Below are 15,506 nucleotides of genomic sequence, written 5' to 3'. Positions count from 1 at the left end.
GCTGTCGACCCGATACGATGGAGGTAACGTCCACACGCCGCGGCGACCGGCCCGGCGCCGAGATCGAGAGCAGGTGGCGCAGGGCCCCTCGGCCCGACCTATGACCGGCACCCCACCTCCCGGCCCGCCCCGGGTGCAGACCAGGATCACGGTCCCCGACTCGAAGATCATGGTGAACCTGCTCGGCGCGGGAGACGAGATCCTGCGACTGGTCGAGCGCTCGGTGAACAGCGACGTGCACGTCCGGGGTAACGAGATCACCATCACCGGCGCCCCCGCCGACAACGCCCTCGCCGAGCGGCTCTTCAGTGAGCTGCTCGAACTCATCGAGAAAGGCGAGACCCTGACCACAGACGCCGTCCGGCGTACCGTCGGCATGCTCGAGCAGGGCGGCACTGAGCGGCCCGCCGAGGTGCTCACCCTCAACATCCTCTCCCGGCGCGGGCGCACCATCCGGCCCAAGACCCTCGGGCAGAAGCGCTACGTGGACGCCATCGACGGGCACACCATCGTCTTCGGCATCGGCCCGGCCGGCACCGGCAAGACCTACCTGGCCATGGCCAAGGCGGTCCAGGCGTTGCAGGCCAAGCAGATCAACCGGATCATCCTGACCCGGCCGGCGGTGGAGGCGGGGGAGCGGCTGGGCTTCCTGCCCGGCACGCTCAACGAGAAGATCGACCCCTACCTGCGCCCGCTCTACGACGCGCTGCACGACATGCTCGACCCGGAGTCGATCCCGAAGCTGATGGCGGCGGGCACGATCGAGGTCGCCCCCCTGGCGTATATGAGGGGCCGGTCGTTGAATGACGCGTTCATCATTCTCGATGAGGCGCAGAACACCACGCCCGAGCAGATGAAGATGTTCCTCACCCGGCTCGGGTTCGGGTCCAAGATCGTGGTCACCGGCGACGTCACCCAGGTTGACCTGCCCGGCGGGACGACAAGTGGCCTGCGGGTGGTGCGGGAGATCCTGGAAGGGGTCGACGACGTGCACTTCGCCCAGCTGTCAAGCGCCGATGTGGTGCGGCACCGGCTGGTCGGTGAGATCGTCGACGCGTACGCCCGGTGGGACGCCGAGCGGGAGAACCAGCAGGGGCAGGGCGTGCACGCGGTGACCGGGCGCAGTGCCCAGGGCAACCGCGCCGGCCGGCGCCGCTAGACCGAGGGAAGAAAGTTGTCCATCGAGATCGCCAACGAGTCCGGCGTCGACGTCGACACAGACGCCGTACTCGCCGTCGCCAGGCACGCGCTCGACGAGATGGGGGTAAACCCCCTCGCCGAGCTTTCCGTGCTGCTTGTCGACATCGACTACATGACCGAGCTGAACCACCGCTGGATGGGCGGCGACGGCCCCACCGACGTGCTCGCCTTCCCCATGGACGAGGGCAGCGTCGACCACGGCCCCGGCGAGACCAGCAGCGCCGGCGGCGAGCCCGCCCTGCTCGGTGACATCGTGCTCTGCCCCGAGGTGGCGGCGAAGCAGGCGGCGACGGCCGGGCACAGCACCGCCGACGAGCTGCACCTGCTCACTGTGCACGGGGTGTTGCACCTGCTCGGCTACGACCACGCTGAGCCGGAGGAGGAACGGGAGATGTTCGGGTTGCAGGCCCGACTGCTGTCCAGCTGGCGGTCGACCCGGTCCCGGTGATGGAGACTTCGCTGGCCGCGTCCGCTACCGGCCTACCCGATCTGGAACTGCTCGTCTTCGCCGCCGGGCTGGTGGTGCTCGCCGGCCTGATCGCGATGACCGAGGCCGCCCTGGCGGCGGTCTCGCCGGCCCGGGCCGCCGAGCTGGCCCGCGACGGTGCCCGGGGGGCGCGTACCCTCCAGACCGTCGCCGGTGACGTGGTCCGTCACCTCAACCTGCTGTTGCTGCTCCGGCTGCTCGCCGAGCTGACCGCCACCACGCTTGTGGCGCTGGTCGCGGTGGACACCTTCGGGGCGGGCTGGCGGGCGGCGCTGATCACCGCCGGGGCGATGACCGTGGTCAGCTTCGTCGTGGTCGGGGTGGGTCCGCGTACCCTCGGCCGGCAGCACGCGTACGCCGTGGGCCGGGTCGCCGCGCCGCTGGTGCGCTGGCTGGGCCGGGTGCTCAACCCCCTCGCTTCGCTGCTGATCCTGATCGGCAACGCGGTGACCCCGGGCCGGGGTTTCCGGGAGGGGCCGTTCGCCACCCAGGTCGAGTTGCGCGAACTGGTCGACCTCGCCGAGCAGCGTGGGGTGGTGGAGCACGGCGAACGGCAGATGATCCATTCGGTCTTCGCGCTCGGTGACACCATCGCCCGCGAGGTCATGGTGCCGCGTACCGAGATGGTGTGGATCGAGTCGGGCAAGACGCTCAACCAGGCGCTCGCGCTCTTCCTGCGCTCCGGCTTCTCCCGGATCCCGGTGATCGGCGAGAGCGTCGACGACGTGCTCGGCGTGCTCTACCTCAAGGATCTCGTCCGGCGTACCCAGGGTGGTGCCGATGCGGACCGCCAGCTGCCGGTGGCCGAGTTGATGCGGCCGGCCACGTTCGTGCCGGACTCCAAGCCCGTCGACGACCTGCTCTCGGAGATGCAGGCGGCCCGCAACCACCTGGTGATCGTGGTCGACGAGTACGGCGGCACCGGTGGGCTGGTCACCATCGAGGACATCCTGGAGGAGATCGTCGGGGAGATCACCGACGAGTACGATGTCGAACGCCCGCCGGTCGAGCAGCTGCCCGACGGCGCGGTGCGGGTCACCGCCCGACTGCCGGTGGAGGATCTCGGCGAGCTGTTCGACACCGAGCTGCCGCACGACGAGGTGGAGACCGTGGGCGGTCTGCTCGCCCAGTCCCTCGGGCGGGTGCCGATTCCGGGCGCCGAGGTCGAGGTGGCCGGGCTGCGGCTGCTCGCCGAGGGCACCACCGGCCGGCGCAACCGGATCGACACGGTGCTGGTGCGCCGGGTGGAGCCGACCGAACCGCAGGACAACCAGGCCGCCTCCCGGGGCGATGACGACCGATCAGAGGAGAGGCAGCCCGCCGATGCCTGAGTCACCCGCCGTACCGACCGCCAGCCCGAGCAGTGCCGAGTTGACCGCCGAGGACGGCAAGCTGGTCGTCCTCGCGCGGGGAGCGCGGGGCCGGGTGGGTGCCGTGGAAGGTGCCGCGGTGCGGGATCAGGACGGGCGGACGTACGCGGCGGCCAGCGTCTCGCTGCCCTCGTTGGCGATCACCGCGCTCCAGTTGGCGGTCGCCTCGGCGGCGGCGGCGGGCGCCACCCGGCTGGAGGCTGCGGTGGTGGTGACCGAGGCGTCCACGTTGGATGGTGCCGGTTACGCCGCCGTCCGTGACCTGGCCGTCGACGCTCCGATCCACCTGGCCGCGCCGGACGGCACGGTGCTCGGCACGGTGACCGAGTGAGCGCCGAGGCTGGCGCGCGGCCGTACCGGGCCGGGTTCGCCTGTTTCGTCGGCCGGCCGAACGCGGGCAAGTCAACGCTCACCAACGCGATCGTCGGGCAGAAGATCGCCATCACCTCGAACAAGCCGCAGACCACCCGGCACATCATCCGGGCGGTGCTGCACCGGCCGGAGTCGCAGCTGGTGCTTGTCGACACGCCCGGCCTGCACCGCCCGCGTACGTTGCTCGGCGAACGGCTCAACGACCTGGTCCGGCAGACCTGGAGCGAGGTCGACGTGATCGGCCTCTGCATCCCGGCGGACGAGCCGATCGGCCGGGGCGACCGGTTCATCACCGGGGAGTTGGCCGAGCTGAAGGCGACCGTGCTGGCGGTGGTCACCAAGACCGACCTGGTCGACCGCAAGCGGCTGGCCGAGCAGTTGCTCGCGGTCAGCGAGCTGGGTGACTTCGCCGACGTGGTCCCGGTCAGCGCGGTCTCCGGGCACCAGGTGGACACCCTGGTCGAGGTGATGACGCGCTACCTGCCCGAGTCGCCGCAGCTGTACCCGGACGACATGCTCACCGACGACCCGGAGCAGGTGCTTGTCGCCGAGCTGATCCGGGAGGCCGCGCTGGAGGGGGTCCGGGACGAGCTGCCGCACTCCATCGCCGTGGTGGTGGAGGAGATGATCCCCGAGGGCCAGCTCATGAAGATCTACGCGGACGTGTACGTCGAGCGGCCCAGCCAGAAGGCGATCGTGATCGGCCATCGGGGCAGCCGGCTCAAGGAGGTAGGCACCACCGCCCGGCGGCAGATCGAGGAGCTGCTGGGCAGCCGGGTCTATCTCGATCTGCACGTACGGGTGGCCAAGGACTGGCAGCGCGACCCGAAGCAGTTGCGCAAGCTCGGGTTCTGACCCGCGGGCCGCCCGATCGCGGGGCGGAATCCGGACGAGTTGCCCCTTGATCGGCTGATCGGTACCGGTCAGGCATATGGGAAGTTTCACTATCTTGGCGGGTCTCTGGTCGTTTCCCTGGCTCGCCCCGGAGGGTAGGAAGGTATGCCTCCGCTCTCTCGGACATAGATGCAGGCTGATGCGAAACAGATACCTGGACCTGCTGCGTTCCCTGGCCATCGTGCGGGTCGTCGTCTACCACGTGACCGGCTGGGCGTCGCTTACGTTGCTGTTCCCGGCGATGTCGGTGATGTTCGCCCTCGCCGGGTCGCTGATGGCGGCGTCCCTGACCCGGTCCGGGCCCACGGCGGTCGGCCGGCGGTTGCGCCGGCTGCTGCCGTCGCTCTGGGTGGTGGCCGCGATCTTCGTGCCGGCGATGCTCTTCACCGGGCTGCCGCTGACCCCGAAGGTGCTGCTCTGGCTCTTCCCGGTGGCCGATCCGCCGGCGAACTACTGGGGCGCGCTGGCACTGAGCCCGATCTGGTATCTGCGCGACTACCTCTGGTTCGTGCTCGCCTCCCCGGTCGCCCTCTGGCTGTTCCGGCGGTTCCCGCTGCCCACCCTGCTCGCCCCGTACTTCCTGCTGCTCACCATCGAGTTGGGCATCTACCCGAACCCGCACGAGATACTCCGGGAGTTCGGCCTCTACTTCGGTGCCTGGCTGCTGGGCTTCGCCCACCAGGCGGGGATGCTGCGCCGGCTGGCCAACCGGGTGCTGATCCCCGTCGCGCTCGCGCTCGCGGCGGTTGGCGGCGCCTGGATCCTGGCCCATCCTGGTCCGCGCGGCTACGACCTGAACGACATCCCCCTCGGCAACGCCCTCTGGTCGGCCGCGTTCATCCTGGTGGCGCTGGGTCGGGCCCCGGCGACCGCCGCCTGGGTGGACCGCAACAAGCTGGTCGGCCGCGCGGTGACCGTGCTGAACCGGCGGGCGCTGACCGTCTACCTGTGGCACATGGCGTTCGTGGTGGCGCTCACCCCGCTGGTGGACGTGGTCGGCTGGTCGCACCAGGACCCGCTGGGCCTGGCCATCCGGATCGTGCTGGTCTTCCTGCTGGTGGGCGTGGTCACCGCGCTGTTCGGCTGGGTCGAGGACGTGGCGGCGCAGCGTCCGCCCGAGTTGATCCCGGGCGGCCGGTCCGCCGGGCGGCCGGACGAACGGGCCGCGTCGCACCGGGAGGACGGGGTACCCGATCAGCGCGCCCGACCCGACGAGGTCACCGCAGGGCGACCGTGATGTCACCGCACGGCGACGGTGATGTTGCCGCTGCCGGTGCGCAGGTCGAGCACGAGCGGGGCGGACGGATCGTGCGGCACACCCAGCTCCACCTGGCCGGAAGCGGCCCGGGAACGCACCTGGTAGGCGCCGGCCGGCACGGTCAGCTCGACGTTGCCGCTCGACGCGTGCGCCCGCGCGGAGGCCGGCCGGTCCAGCTCGACGGTGACGTTGCCCGAGCTGGCCTCGGCGTTCACCTCGCCGCTGAGCCGGCTGGCGGTGATGTTCCCGGAGGAGGCGCGGAGCACGACCGGCTCGGCCACGTCGTACACCTCGATGTCGCCCGAGCCGGTCTGCGCCCGGACCGGTCCGGTGGCGCCGGAGAGCCGGACGTTGCCGGAACCCACCTTGACCTCGACCGCACCCACCCGGCTCAGGTCGACGTCGCCGGAGCCGGTCTCGCCGTGCACGCTCACCCCCTGGCTGGTGGTCACCTCGTAGGAGACGCTGCACCGGCGTCCACAGGAGGTGTCCAGCACCAGCTCCGAGCCGGTGATCTCGTACGTCACGTCGGGCTGACTGCCCTGGTAACGCAGCACCCGCTTGATGCGTACGCCGTCCGCGTCGCCGTCGCCGCGGATCACCACGTCGCCGGAGCCGGGTAGCACCCGGATCGCGTTGATCCGGGCGGACTCGGTGGTGTCGTAGTCGAGCCGGCGGGAGGAGAGGTTGTCGCACCCGGCAAGGACGATCATGGTCGCGGCCGCGGCGATCGCGGTGGCCCTGCGGGGCAGCGTGGTGGTCCGGTGCGAAGCCATGCCGAGCACGCTACGACCGGTGCCGGCGTACGCGCATCGGGGTTCGCCCGGCACCGCGACCCGGAGCGGACCCTGATATCGACCCGGGGTGCGACCCGCACCGCGGTCAGGATGGAGAATGGCGCGATGGCCGGGTACCGCCGACAGCTCTACCGCGACGACGCGGTGGTGCTCCGCGTCCAGAAACTCGGCGAATCGGACCGGATCATCACCCTGCTCACCCGGCGGCACGGCCGGCTGCGTGCGGTCGCCCGGGGGGTACGCCGGACCAGCTCGAAGTTCGGCGCCCGGCTGGAGCCCTTCGGCCACGTGGACCTGCAACTCGCCGGTGACCCCAAGGGAGAGCTGGGCAGTTCGCTGCACACCGTCAGCCAGGTCGAGGGGATCGACCTGTACGGCAAGCGGTTCCTCGGCGACTACCCCCGCTACACGGCGGCCAGCGCGATCGCCGAGACCGCCGAGCGGCTCACCCCGGTGGAGCGGGAGCCGTCGCTGCGACTGTTCCAGCTCACCCTGGGCGCGCTCCGGGCCCTCGCCGAGGGCAGCCACGCCACCACGCTGGTGCTCGACGCGTACCTGCTGCGGGGCATGGCCCTGGCGGGCTGGGCGCCGGCGCTCACCGCCTGCGCGGTCTGCGGCACCCCCGGGCGGCACCGGGCCTTCTCCGTACCGGCCGGTGGCGCGGTCTGCCCGGACTGTCGTCCCCCCGGTGCCGCCCACCCCGCGCTGGCCACCATCGACCTGATGTCGGCGCTCACCGTCGGTGACTGGCGGGTCGCCGACGCCGCCGAGAACGGGGTACGCCGGGAGTGCAGTGGGCTGGTCGCGGCGCACCTCCAGTGGCACCTGGAGCGCGCGCTACGCTCGCTGCCGCTGGTCGACCGGGGCGGCCCGGCTGCCGTGGCCCCGCCTTCGGGTGACGCGGCGCCGACGCCCGAGCCGGCGTCGCAGGACGTGAGCAGGGAGAGAACCGAGTGATCCGAGCCAGCAGGTCCAGCCGCCGCGAGCCGGTGCCGCCGACACCGCACCCCTCGGGTGCCCGACCGCCGGCGCTGCCGCCGGAGGCGGTGCCGCAGCACGTCGCCGTGGTGATGGACGGCAACGGTCGGTGGGCCAAGGAGCGGGGACTGCCGCGCACCAAGGGGCACGAGGCCGGGGAGTTCTCCCTCTTCGACACCGTCGAGGGCGCCATCGAGCTGGGCATTCCCTACCTGTCGGCGTACGCCTTCTCCACCGAGAACTGGCGGCGCTCGCCGGACGAGGTCCGGTTCCTGATGGGCTTCAACCGGGACGTCATCCGCCGCCGTCGGGACCAGCTGGTCGACCTCGGGGTGCGGGTGGTCTGGTCGGGGCGGGCCGGGCGGCTGTGGAAGAGCGTCATAAGCGAGTTGCAGACCGCCGAGGAGATGTCCCGGGGCAACTCGACGCTGACCCTCCAGTTCTGCGTCAACTACGGTGGGCAGGCGGAGATCGCCGACGCCGCCGCCGCGATCGCCCGGGACGTGGCAGCCGGCCGACTCGACCCGGCGAAGGTCACCGAGAAGACCATCGAGCGTTACCTCTACCACCCCGAGGTGCCCGCCGTGGACCTGTTCCTGCGGCCCTCCGGCGAGCAGCGGACCTCGAACTTCATGCTCTGGCAGAGCGCGTACGCCGAGCTGGTCTTCCTGGACACGCTCTGGCCCGACTTCGACCGCCGGCACCTCTGGTACGCCTGCGAGCTGTACGCCAAGCGGGACCGCCGGTTCGGCGGCGCGCTACCCAACCCGGTGGCACCGACCACCTGAGTGCTTAGCCTCCGGATGGATTGGGTATCACCGCTGGCAGCAGCCACTGACGGAGGTGAACCCACATGATCCGCAAGCGCGTTGCCCAGTGGGCGGTGATGGCCGTGGCGGTTCCGGTGGCCGCAGCCGGTGCCCGCCGGCTCAGCCACTCGCTGGAGTCCCGGCGTGGCCCGTCCCGGGCCAGCCGCCTGCTCACCCAGGGGGCCGACATGCTCCGCCCGCAGAAGGCGAAGCGGCGCCGCTTCTTCTGACCCGGCACCTGATACCGCCCTGCCCCCGGCCTCGGGGGCAGGGCGGCTGTCGGCTCAGGCCTCGACCTCGGCCCGGTCGGGGGTGGCCCAGAGGGTGTGGAAGGAACCGTCGCGGTCGACCCGGCGGTAGGTGTGCGCGCCGAAGTTGTCCCGCAGGCCCTGGATCAGCGCGGCGGGCAGCCGCTCGGCGCGCAGCGCGTCGAAGTACGCCAGGGACGAGGCGAAGGCGGGTGCCGGGACACCGGCCCGGGCCGCCTCGGCCACCACCCGCCGCCAGCTCGGCACCCCGTCGCGGACGGTGCCGGCGAACCACGGCGCCACCAGCAGGGTGGGCAGCTCCGGCTGGTCGTCGTACGCCTGCTTGATCCGGTCCAGGAAGCGCGCCCGGATGATGCAGCCGCCCCGCCAGATGGTCGCCGTGCCGCCGAGGTCGATGTTCCAGTCGTACTCCGTGCTGCCGGCCCGGATCTGGTCGAAGCCCTGGGCGTACGCGACGATCTTCGAGGCCAGCAGGGCCCGGCGGACGTCCTCGATGAAGGCGTCCCGGTCGGTGACCTGCCACTTCTCTCCGGAGTCCGGGAACGCCCGTACCGCGGCCTCGCGCTGGCCGACGTGCCCGGAGAGCGACCGGGCGAAGGTGGCCTCGGCGATGCCGGTGATCGGGATGCCCAGGTCGAGGGCGATCTGGACGGTCCACCGGCCGGTGCCCTTCTGCTCGGCCCGGTCCTGCACCACGTCCACGAACGCCTCGCCGGTGGCGGCGTCGGTGTGCGCCAGCACGTCGGCGGTGATCTCGATCAGGAAGGACTCCAGCTCGCCGGTGTTCCACTCCCGGAAGATCTCCGCGATCTCCGACGGCGTCGCGCCGAGCCCGGCCCGCAGCAGGTCGTACGCCTCGGCGATGAGCTGCATGTCGGCGTACTCGATGCCGTTGTGGACCATCTTGACGAAGTGCCCGGCACCGTCCGGCCCGACGTGCCGGCAGCAGGGCTCGCCGTCGACCTGTGCGGCGATCTTCTCGAAGATCGGCCCGAGCTTCTGGTACGACTCGGCCGAGCCGCCCGGCATGATGCTCGGCCCCCACAGGGCACCCTCCTCGCCGCCGGAGACCCCGGTGCCGACGAAGTGCAGGCCCTTGGCCCGCAGCGCCTCCTCCCGCCGCCGAGTGTCGGCGAAGTGCGCGTTGCCGCAGTCGATGATGATGTCGCCCGCCTCCAGCAGCGGCACCAACTCGTCGATCACCGCGTCGGTCGGACCGCCCGCCTTGACCATGATGATTACCGCACGGGGACGCTCCAGCGCGGCGACGAAGTCCGCAAGGGACTCCGCCGGGACGAACGTGCCCTCGTCGCCGTGCTCGGCCACCAGCGTCCGGGTCCGCTCCGGCGAGCGGTTGTGCACCGCCACGGTGAACCCGTTGCGGGCCAGGTTCCGGGCCAGATTCCGGCCCATCACCGCCAGCCCGGTCACACCGATCTGCGCCGTCGCCAGATCCGCCATCTCGTCGCCACCTTCCGCCATCGACCTGTAGTGCTGCGACGGTATCGCGCGGCGGTGCCGGGACGCGCCATCCCCCCACCGCTGGTCATCAGGTGGTCGCTTAGTGCTCGCCGCCCGCGTCCCGGCTCAGCTGAGCAGGGGGCGGAAGGTGCCCAGGGCCACAGTGGTGGCCAGGATGGCGCTGGCCAGGGTGGTCGCGCCGGCGATCAGTAGCCAGTCGGCGGTGCCGAAGTGCTGGCGGCGGGCGAAGGTACGGGGAACGTCGGCATCGAAGCCCCGGGCGTCCATGGCGACCGCCAGCCGGGTACCCCGGCGGATCGCCCCGACCAGCAGCGTGAACGCGGTCGAGACGAACAACCGCAGCCGGGCCAGCGGATTGCGGCCCGCCTGTACGCCACGGGCCCGGCGGGCCATGGTGATCATCTGCCATTCCTGACCGAGCAACGGGAACAGCCGGAACGCGGCGAGCGCGCCGATCGCGAACCGGGCCGGTGCCTTCGCGTTCTGCACCAGCGCGTCGGCCAGGTCGGTCGGATCGGTGGTGGCGAAGACGATCACCCCGGGCAGCGCCACCGCGAACAGCCGCAGCACCAGGCCGAGCGCGGTGAGCAGCACGCCCGAGGTCACCACCACGGGTCCCGCCTCGAAGAGCAGGCGGCCCGAGCGGTCGGCCGCGAAGAGCAGCAGGGTGACCAGGATGCCACCCGCGCCGGCCAGCAGCGGCCAGGCACGGCGTAACAGGTCGCGGGGGCGCAGCCCGAACAGCGGTAGGACCGCCAGTTCCACCGCGATCGCGATGGCCGGCGCGACCGGGTCCAGCGTCGTCATCAGCGCGAAGGTGAACAACAGTGCCGCCGCCAGCTTGGCGACCGGGTTGCGCCGGGCCAGCGGTGCGTCCGGCCGGGCGAGCGGTTCGAGGCTGATCATCGGCGTACCGCTGCCGCCGGCCCGGCCCCGTCGGCCGGTCGCTGCGTCTCTCCGGCCCGGGTGGTGGGCGGCCGGTCGAGGGTGACGGTCCGGTCGGCCAGCGCCGCCACGAACTCGGCGTCGTGGGTGACCGTGACCAGGCCGTGGCCGTCGTCGCGCAGGTCCGCGAAGAGGTCCACCAGCTCCCGCCAGGTCCGCCGGTCCTGGCCGAAGGTGGGCTCGTCGCAGACCAGCAGGCGGGGCGCGGTGGCCAGGGCGGTCGCCACGCTCAACCGCCGCGCCTCGCCACCCGAGAGGGTGTACGGGTTGGCCCCGGCGAGCCGGCCCAACCGCAGCCGTTGCAGCAGGTGGTCGACGCGGTCGCGGACCGCCGCCTCGGTCGCCCCGGTCCGCCGTGGCCCGAGCGCCAGTTCGTCGAAGACGGTGCCGGTGACGAACTGGTGCTCGGGATCCTGGAAGACCGAACCGATCCGGCGGGCCAGCGCCGGGGCGGGCCAGCGGTGCGGGGGAGTGCCGGCGTCCGGGCCGGCCAACTCGCGGCTCGCGGTGACCCGGCCGGTGACCGGCTTGAGCAGTCCGCCGAGGAGCAGGGCGAGGGTGGACTTGCCGGCACCGTTGCGGCCGAGTACGGCGAGCGCCTCGCCGGCGCGTACCTGGAGGTCGGTTTCGGCAAGCCGGGGCGGCAGGCCGAGCCCTTCGGCGGTGAGCAGCACGTCGCCGGCGGGTGCCACGGCCGGCCGGGGCGGCACGGGGCGGCCGGGTACCCAGACACCCTCGTCGGCGAGCGCGTCGCCGTACCTGCCGAAGACCAACTCCGGCGTGCCGTCCGCGCGGACACCGCCCCCGGGCTCCAGCACGATCACCCGGTCGACCAGCGGCAGCGCCTCGGCGACCCGGTGTTCGACCAGGATGAGCGTGGTGTCGTCGGCGAGCGCACCGGCGACCGCCGAGCGGACCAGAGCGGCGCCGGCCGGGTCGAGATTTGCCGTCGGTTCGTCGAGCAGCAGCAACCCGGGGCGTAGCGCGAGCACCCCGGCCAGCGCGAGGCGCTGCTGCTCGCCGCCGGAGAGCGCCGCGGTGGGCCGGTTTCGGTGGTACGGGAAGCCGACCCGGGTCAGGGCCTGGTCCACCCGGGGCCAGATCTGTCCGGCCGGTGTGCCCCGGTTCTCCAGCCCGAACGCGACGTCGTCGCCGCACCGGGCCATCACCAGCTGGGTTTCCGGATCCTGGAAGACGATGCCGACGCGCTCCCGGGCCTCCTGCGGCGGCAGGCCGTCGACCTCGATCGTGCCCTCCTGCTCACCGGAATCCTCCGGCAGCAGTCCGGCCAGCGCCGCCAGCAGCGTGCTCTTGCCCGCCCCGGAGGGCCCGAGGAGGAGTATCCGCTCACCGCGCTCCACCCGCAGGTCCACGCCGCGCATCGCCCAGGCCCGCCGCCCCGCGTGCCGCCACCCGAACCCCCGCAACCAAACCCCACCCACCCGAGCCCCCCTCTCCCCGTACCGCCCCGCCCGCCCCTCGCCGTCCGACCGCCGCGCTGATCAAGAAGCTTGCGTCCGGCGACCGCAGGCCGGCCGACGCAAACCTCTTGATCAGCAGGGTTGGGGTCAGACGAGGGCGCGGTCGCGGCCGGCCGGGAAGCGGTCCAGGACGCCGGTGCCGGCCAGGGCGCGGGTCAGGTAGTAGCCGCCGGCGCCGGCGATGACGGTGGCACTGACGACGGTGATCAACGCGTACGGGATGCGGTAGGTCGCGAGGTCGCGCCCGGCGTTCCAGTAGATGAAGTCGAAGAGCGCGGCGCCGACGCCGGTCGCCGCACCGGCGAGCAGCGCGGTCGGCAGGCGGAACGAGCGGTACCGGAAGGCGGCGAAGGCCAGCTCGGCGCCGATGCCCTGGGCCAGGCCCTGGAGGATCACCAGGCTCGCCCACTGGCTGCCGAGCAGTGCCGAGACGATCGCGGCGAGCAACTCGCAGTAGAGCGCCGCGCCCGGCTTGCGGATCACCAGAGCGCCGAGTACGGCCGGCACCAGCCAGACGCCGTAGATCAGCGTCTGGGCGGGCGGGAAGAAGGCGAACGCCGCGTCGGTGGCGGACCACACCAGGCCCCAGGCCCAGAAGATGACGCCGAAGGCGACCGCGATCACCGAGGCGACCACGATGTCGATGGTGCGCCAGCGGTTGCTGTCGGTGGTTGGCACGATGATTGCTCCCAGTCCAGTGTCGAACCAGGCAAGACGCACGCCCGGCCCGGCGGACGCCGGACTGTGGCGGGCTGGAGGTGGACCGAACTCCCTGCGCTGGCATTACCCAGATCAGGTACGGAGGGTCTGCGGGCGGACCCGCACTCTCAGCGCTGTGCGCTCCCCTGTCGGAGGTGAAGTTGTCTCGCCGACGCTAGCACCTCCCGAGATCGACGGACAATGTGATCTCCACAGGTCAACCGGGCTGTACGCGGGCCTGGCCGACGGAAGGCGGATCGCACACGAGCGTGGCGACCTGTCGATGGACCGGCCTGTGCCGGTAGTCTCAGGCCGCTGCTCCGCCACCGGTCGGGCGGCACAGTGCAAAGGCCCGCCACCGGCGGGCCCGCAGAGCGCGAAGACCCCGCGCCAACGGCAGCGAACCCGCAGAGCGCCGAGACCCGCGACAGCAGAGCGCCGAGACCCGCGACAAACAGCAGCGGCACCAGCCCGAGGGACGACAGGTGAGCACAGGCACTGACCACGCCGCACCGGAAGGTGGGCCGGAGGAGCATCCGGCCGGCGGGGTGGATCTGGCGGGTCGGCCGGAGCCGTCCGGCGAGCCGGGTCCCCGGCGGTGGCTCGGCGACCGGATCGGCTCCGTGGAGGTGCTGGCGGCGCTGCTGATCCTGCTGATCATCTTCCGGGATCCGCTGGCCGCCGCGCTGGACACCCCCCGGTTGCAGACCTGGACCACGGTCTTCGTCTCGATCATGGTGCAGGCGGTGCCGTTCCTCGTCTTCGGGGTGCTGCTCTCCGCCGTGATCGCGGTCTTCGTACCCCGGTCGTTCTGGGCGCGGGCGCTGCCCCGGCACCCGGCCCTCGCCGTGCCGGCGGCCAGCGCGGCCGGGGTGGTGCTGCCCGGCTGCGAGTGCGGCTCGGTGCCGATCGCCGGCTCGCTGATCCGTCGGGGCGTCACCCCGGCCGCCGCGTTGGCCTTCCTGCTCGCCGCCCCGGCGGTGAACCCGATCGTGCTTACCGCCACCGCGGTCGCTTTCCCGAACAATCCCGAGATGGTCCTCGCCCGTGGCCTCGCCAGCCTGGTCGTCGCCATGGTCATGGGGTGGCTCTGGTTGCGGCTCGGGCGTACCGAGTGGATCAGGATGCCACGCCGGCCGGAGCTGGACGACGTCTCCCGGGGCCGGGCCTTCTGGTCCGCCGTCCGGCATGACGTGACGCACGCCGGTGGCTTCCTGGTGCTCGGCGCGATGGCCGCCGCCTGCATCAACGTGCTGGTACCGGAGCGGTGGTTGCAGACCCTCGCCGACAACGCCTGGCTGTCGATCCTGGCGCTGGCGCTGCTCGCCGTACTGCTCTCGCTCTGCTCGGAGGCGGACGCCTTCGTCGCGGCCTCGCTGTCGCAGTTCTCCCTCACGTCCCGACTGGTCTTCCTGGTGGTGGGGCCGATGGTCGACCTCAAGCTGATCGCGATGCAGGCCGGTGTCTTCGGCCGACGCTTCGCCCTCCGGTTCGCGCCGACCACCTTTGCGGTGGCCCTGCTGGTCGCGGTCGGCACCGGGGCGGTGCTGCTGTGAACCGGCAGGCGCAGGCGGTGGTCCTGCTCTTGCTCGGCGGCGCGGTGCTCCGGGCCAGCGTGACCGACCTGTACCTGCGCTACGTCAAGGAAGGGCTGCGGCCCTTCCTGATCGCCGCCGGCCTGCTGCTGGTGGTCGCCGCGATCATGACGCTCTGGTACGAGCTGCGTCCGGCCCGCCCCGACTCCCGCGTCCCCGACTCCCGCGCCCCCGACTCCCGCGCCCCCGACTCCCGCGTCCCCGACGATTCCTCCGTGCCCCGGACCGGCGACGCCTCCGTGTCCCGGACCGGCGACGAGCATGCGCACGGCGACGAGCATGCGCACGGCGACGGGGCCGGCCACGACGACGAGGCCGGCCACGGCCACCACGAGCCACGGGTCGGCTGGCTGCTCATCCTGCCGGTGCTCGGCCTGCTGCTGGTCGCCCCGCCGGCCCTCGGCTCGTACGCGGCGGACCAGGCCGGCACGACGCTCAGCGCGCCCCAGCAGTCGGACTATCCACCGCTACCCGACGGCGATCCCGCGCAGGTCAGCGTCCTCGACTACGCCGCCCGGGCGCTCTTCGACCGGGGCGTCTCCCTCGGCGACCGCCGGGTGCAGCTCACCGGCTTCATCGCCACCGGCGCCGGTGGCGAGCCGATCCTGGCCCGGATGGTGCTCTCCTGCTGTGCCGCCGACGGGCGGCCGGTGAAGCTCGGACTGACCGGCGACGTGCCGGCTGAGCTGCCGAACGACAGCTGGGTGGAGGTGATCGGCCGGTATAGCGACCGGATCGGTCGCGACCCGGTCAACGACGCCGAGATTCCCTACCTCGAGGTCGAGTCCTGGCGGCAGGTACCCGCCCCCAGGAACCAGTACGGGTAGGTCATCGCCCGTGCGGGCCGGCACCGGTAGGCCGGTGCCGGGC

Annotated in this window: 16 protein-coding genes and 1 riboswitch; of the genes, 11 read left to right on the top strand and 5 right to left on the bottom strand. The window is 72.2% G+C overall.

From position 1 onward, the window contains the following. The first annotated feature begins 100 nt into the window (after nucleotides 1-100). From AC507J_RS22850 to AC507J_RS22825, 6 genes are all read left to right on the top strand, one after another. Nucleotides 101-1,159 (top strand): PhoH family protein, encoded by a 1,059-nt coding sequence (locus AC507J_RS22850; protein WP_496291218.1) that lies wholly within the window; start codon nucleotides 101-103, stop codon nucleotides 1,157-1,159. A gap of 15 nt (nucleotides 1,160-1,174) precedes the next feature. Beyond that, nucleotides 1,175-1,648, top strand: a complete 474-nt coding sequence (ybeY, locus tag AC507J_RS22845; RefSeq protein ID WP_496291217.1) for an rRNA maturation RNase YbeY — start codon at nucleotides 1,175-1,177, stop codon at nucleotides 1,646-1,648. Continuing rightward, a complete protein-coding gene (locus AC507J_RS22840; RefSeq protein WP_496291265.1) occupies nucleotides 1,624-3,018 on the top strand; it encodes a hemolysin family protein in 1,395 nt (464 codons plus the stop codon). Before ybeY ends, AC507J_RS22840 begins: the two co-directional genes overlap by 25 nt. Then, entirely contained in the window at nucleotides 3,011-3,388 is a 378-nt protein-coding gene (locus AC507J_RS22835; protein WP_496291216.1) for a cytidine deaminase-like protein, read from the top strand. Before AC507J_RS22840 ends, AC507J_RS22835 begins: the two co-directional genes overlap by 8 nt. Further along, entirely contained in the window at nucleotides 3,385-4,284 is a 900-nt protein-coding gene (gene era / locus AC507J_RS22830; protein ID WP_496291215.1) for a GTPase Era, read from the top strand. The genes AC507J_RS22835 and era overlap by 4 nt, the downstream gene beginning before the upstream one ends. A gap of 178 nt (nucleotides 4,285-4,462) precedes the next feature. After that, entirely contained in the window at nucleotides 4,463-5,560 is a 1,098-nt protein-coding gene (locus tag AC507J_RS22825; protein WP_496291214.1) for an acyltransferase family protein, read from the top strand. A 2-nt stretch (nucleotides 5,561-5,562) separates the two neighbouring features. Here AC507J_RS22825 and AC507J_RS22820 read toward each other — a convergent pair whose 3' ends face one another. Then, entirely contained in the window at nucleotides 5,563-6,357 is a 795-nt protein-coding gene (locus AC507J_RS22820; protein ID WP_496291213.1) for a DUF4097 family beta strand repeat-containing protein, read from the bottom strand. Between the two features lie 126 nt (nucleotides 6,358-6,483). Between AC507J_RS22820 and recO the strand changes: the two genes are divergently transcribed. The 3 genes from recO (at nucleotide 6,484) to AC507J_RS22805 (ending at nucleotide 8,395) form a co-directional block, all read left to right on the top strand. After that, the gene (gene recO / locus AC507J_RS22815; protein WP_496291264.1) at nucleotides 6,484-7,335 is read left to right on the top strand and encodes a DNA repair protein RecO; all 852 of its coding nucleotides are present in this window, start codon (nucleotides 6,484-6,486) and stop codon (nucleotides 7,333-7,335) included. A 32-nt stretch (nucleotides 7,336-7,367) separates the two neighbouring features. Further along, nucleotides 7,368-8,144, top strand: coding sequence for an isoprenyl transferase (locus tag AC507J_RS22810; RefSeq protein WP_496291263.1), 777 nt, complete (start codon nucleotides 7,368-7,370; stop codon nucleotides 8,142-8,144). 65 nt (nucleotides 8,145-8,209) lie between these two features. After that, on the top strand, nucleotides 8,210-8,395 hold the full coding sequence (locus AC507J_RS22805) for a hypothetical protein (RefSeq protein ID WP_111244589.1): 186 nt from the start codon (nucleotides 8,210-8,212) through the stop codon (nucleotides 8,393-8,395). Between the two features lie 54 nt (nucleotides 8,396-8,449). Here the strand turns inward: AC507J_RS22805 and gnd are convergent, their stop codons facing one another. The 4 genes from gnd to AC507J_RS22785 form a co-directional block, all read right to left on the bottom strand. Continuing rightward, nucleotides 8,450-9,895 (bottom strand): NADP-dependent phosphogluconate dehydrogenase, encoded by a 1,446-nt coding sequence (gene gnd, locus AC507J_RS22800; protein ID WP_496291212.1) that lies wholly within the window; start codon nucleotides 9,893-9,895, stop codon nucleotides 8,450-8,452. 126 nt (nucleotides 9,896-10,021) lie between these two features. Next, nucleotides 10,022-10,822 (bottom strand): energy-coupling factor transporter transmembrane component T family protein, encoded by an 801-nt coding sequence (locus AC507J_RS22795; protein WP_496291211.1) that lies wholly within the window; start codon nucleotides 10,820-10,822, stop codon nucleotides 10,022-10,024. Further along, complete coding sequence (locus AC507J_RS22790) at nucleotides 10,819-12,303, bottom strand: ABC transporter ATP-binding protein (protein ID WP_496291210.1); 1,485 nt, start codon at nucleotides 12,301-12,303, stop codon at nucleotides 10,819-10,821. Before AC507J_RS22790 ends, AC507J_RS22795 begins: the two co-directional genes overlap by 4 nt. A gap of 126 nt (nucleotides 12,304-12,429) precedes the next feature. Continuing rightward, nucleotides 12,430-13,026 carry an ECF transporter S component gene (locus tag AC507J_RS22785; RefSeq protein ID WP_496291262.1) on the bottom strand — a complete coding sequence of 199 codons (597 nt, stop codon included), beginning with the start codon at nucleotides 13,024-13,026 and terminating at the stop codon, nucleotides 12,430-12,432. 67 nt (nucleotides 13,027-13,093) lie between these two features. Next, nucleotides 13,094-13,199: riboswitch (TPP riboswitch) on the bottom strand. Between the two features lie 396 nt (nucleotides 13,200-13,595). On the opposite strand from AC507J_RS22785, the gene AC507J_RS22780 reads away from it, so the two are divergent. Beyond that, nucleotides 13,596-14,597 carry a permease gene (locus AC507J_RS22780; RefSeq protein ID WP_496291261.1) on the top strand — a complete coding sequence of 334 codons (1,002 nt, stop codon included), beginning with the start codon at nucleotides 13,596-13,598 and terminating at the stop codon, nucleotides 14,595-14,597. After that, nucleotides 14,594-15,463, top strand: coding sequence for a TIGR03943 family putative permease subunit (locus AC507J_RS22775; protein WP_496291209.1), 870 nt, complete (start codon nucleotides 14,594-14,596; stop codon nucleotides 15,461-15,463). Before AC507J_RS22780 ends, AC507J_RS22775 begins: the two co-directional genes overlap by 4 nt. The last annotated feature ends 43 nt before the right edge of the window (nucleotides 15,464-15,506 follow it).

This window comes from Micromonospora sp. PRAS1 (genome assembly GCF_059553435.1).
The sequence above is the reverse complement of the archived record's forward strand: the minus strand, read 5'-3'. Positions and strand labels throughout refer to the sequence as shown.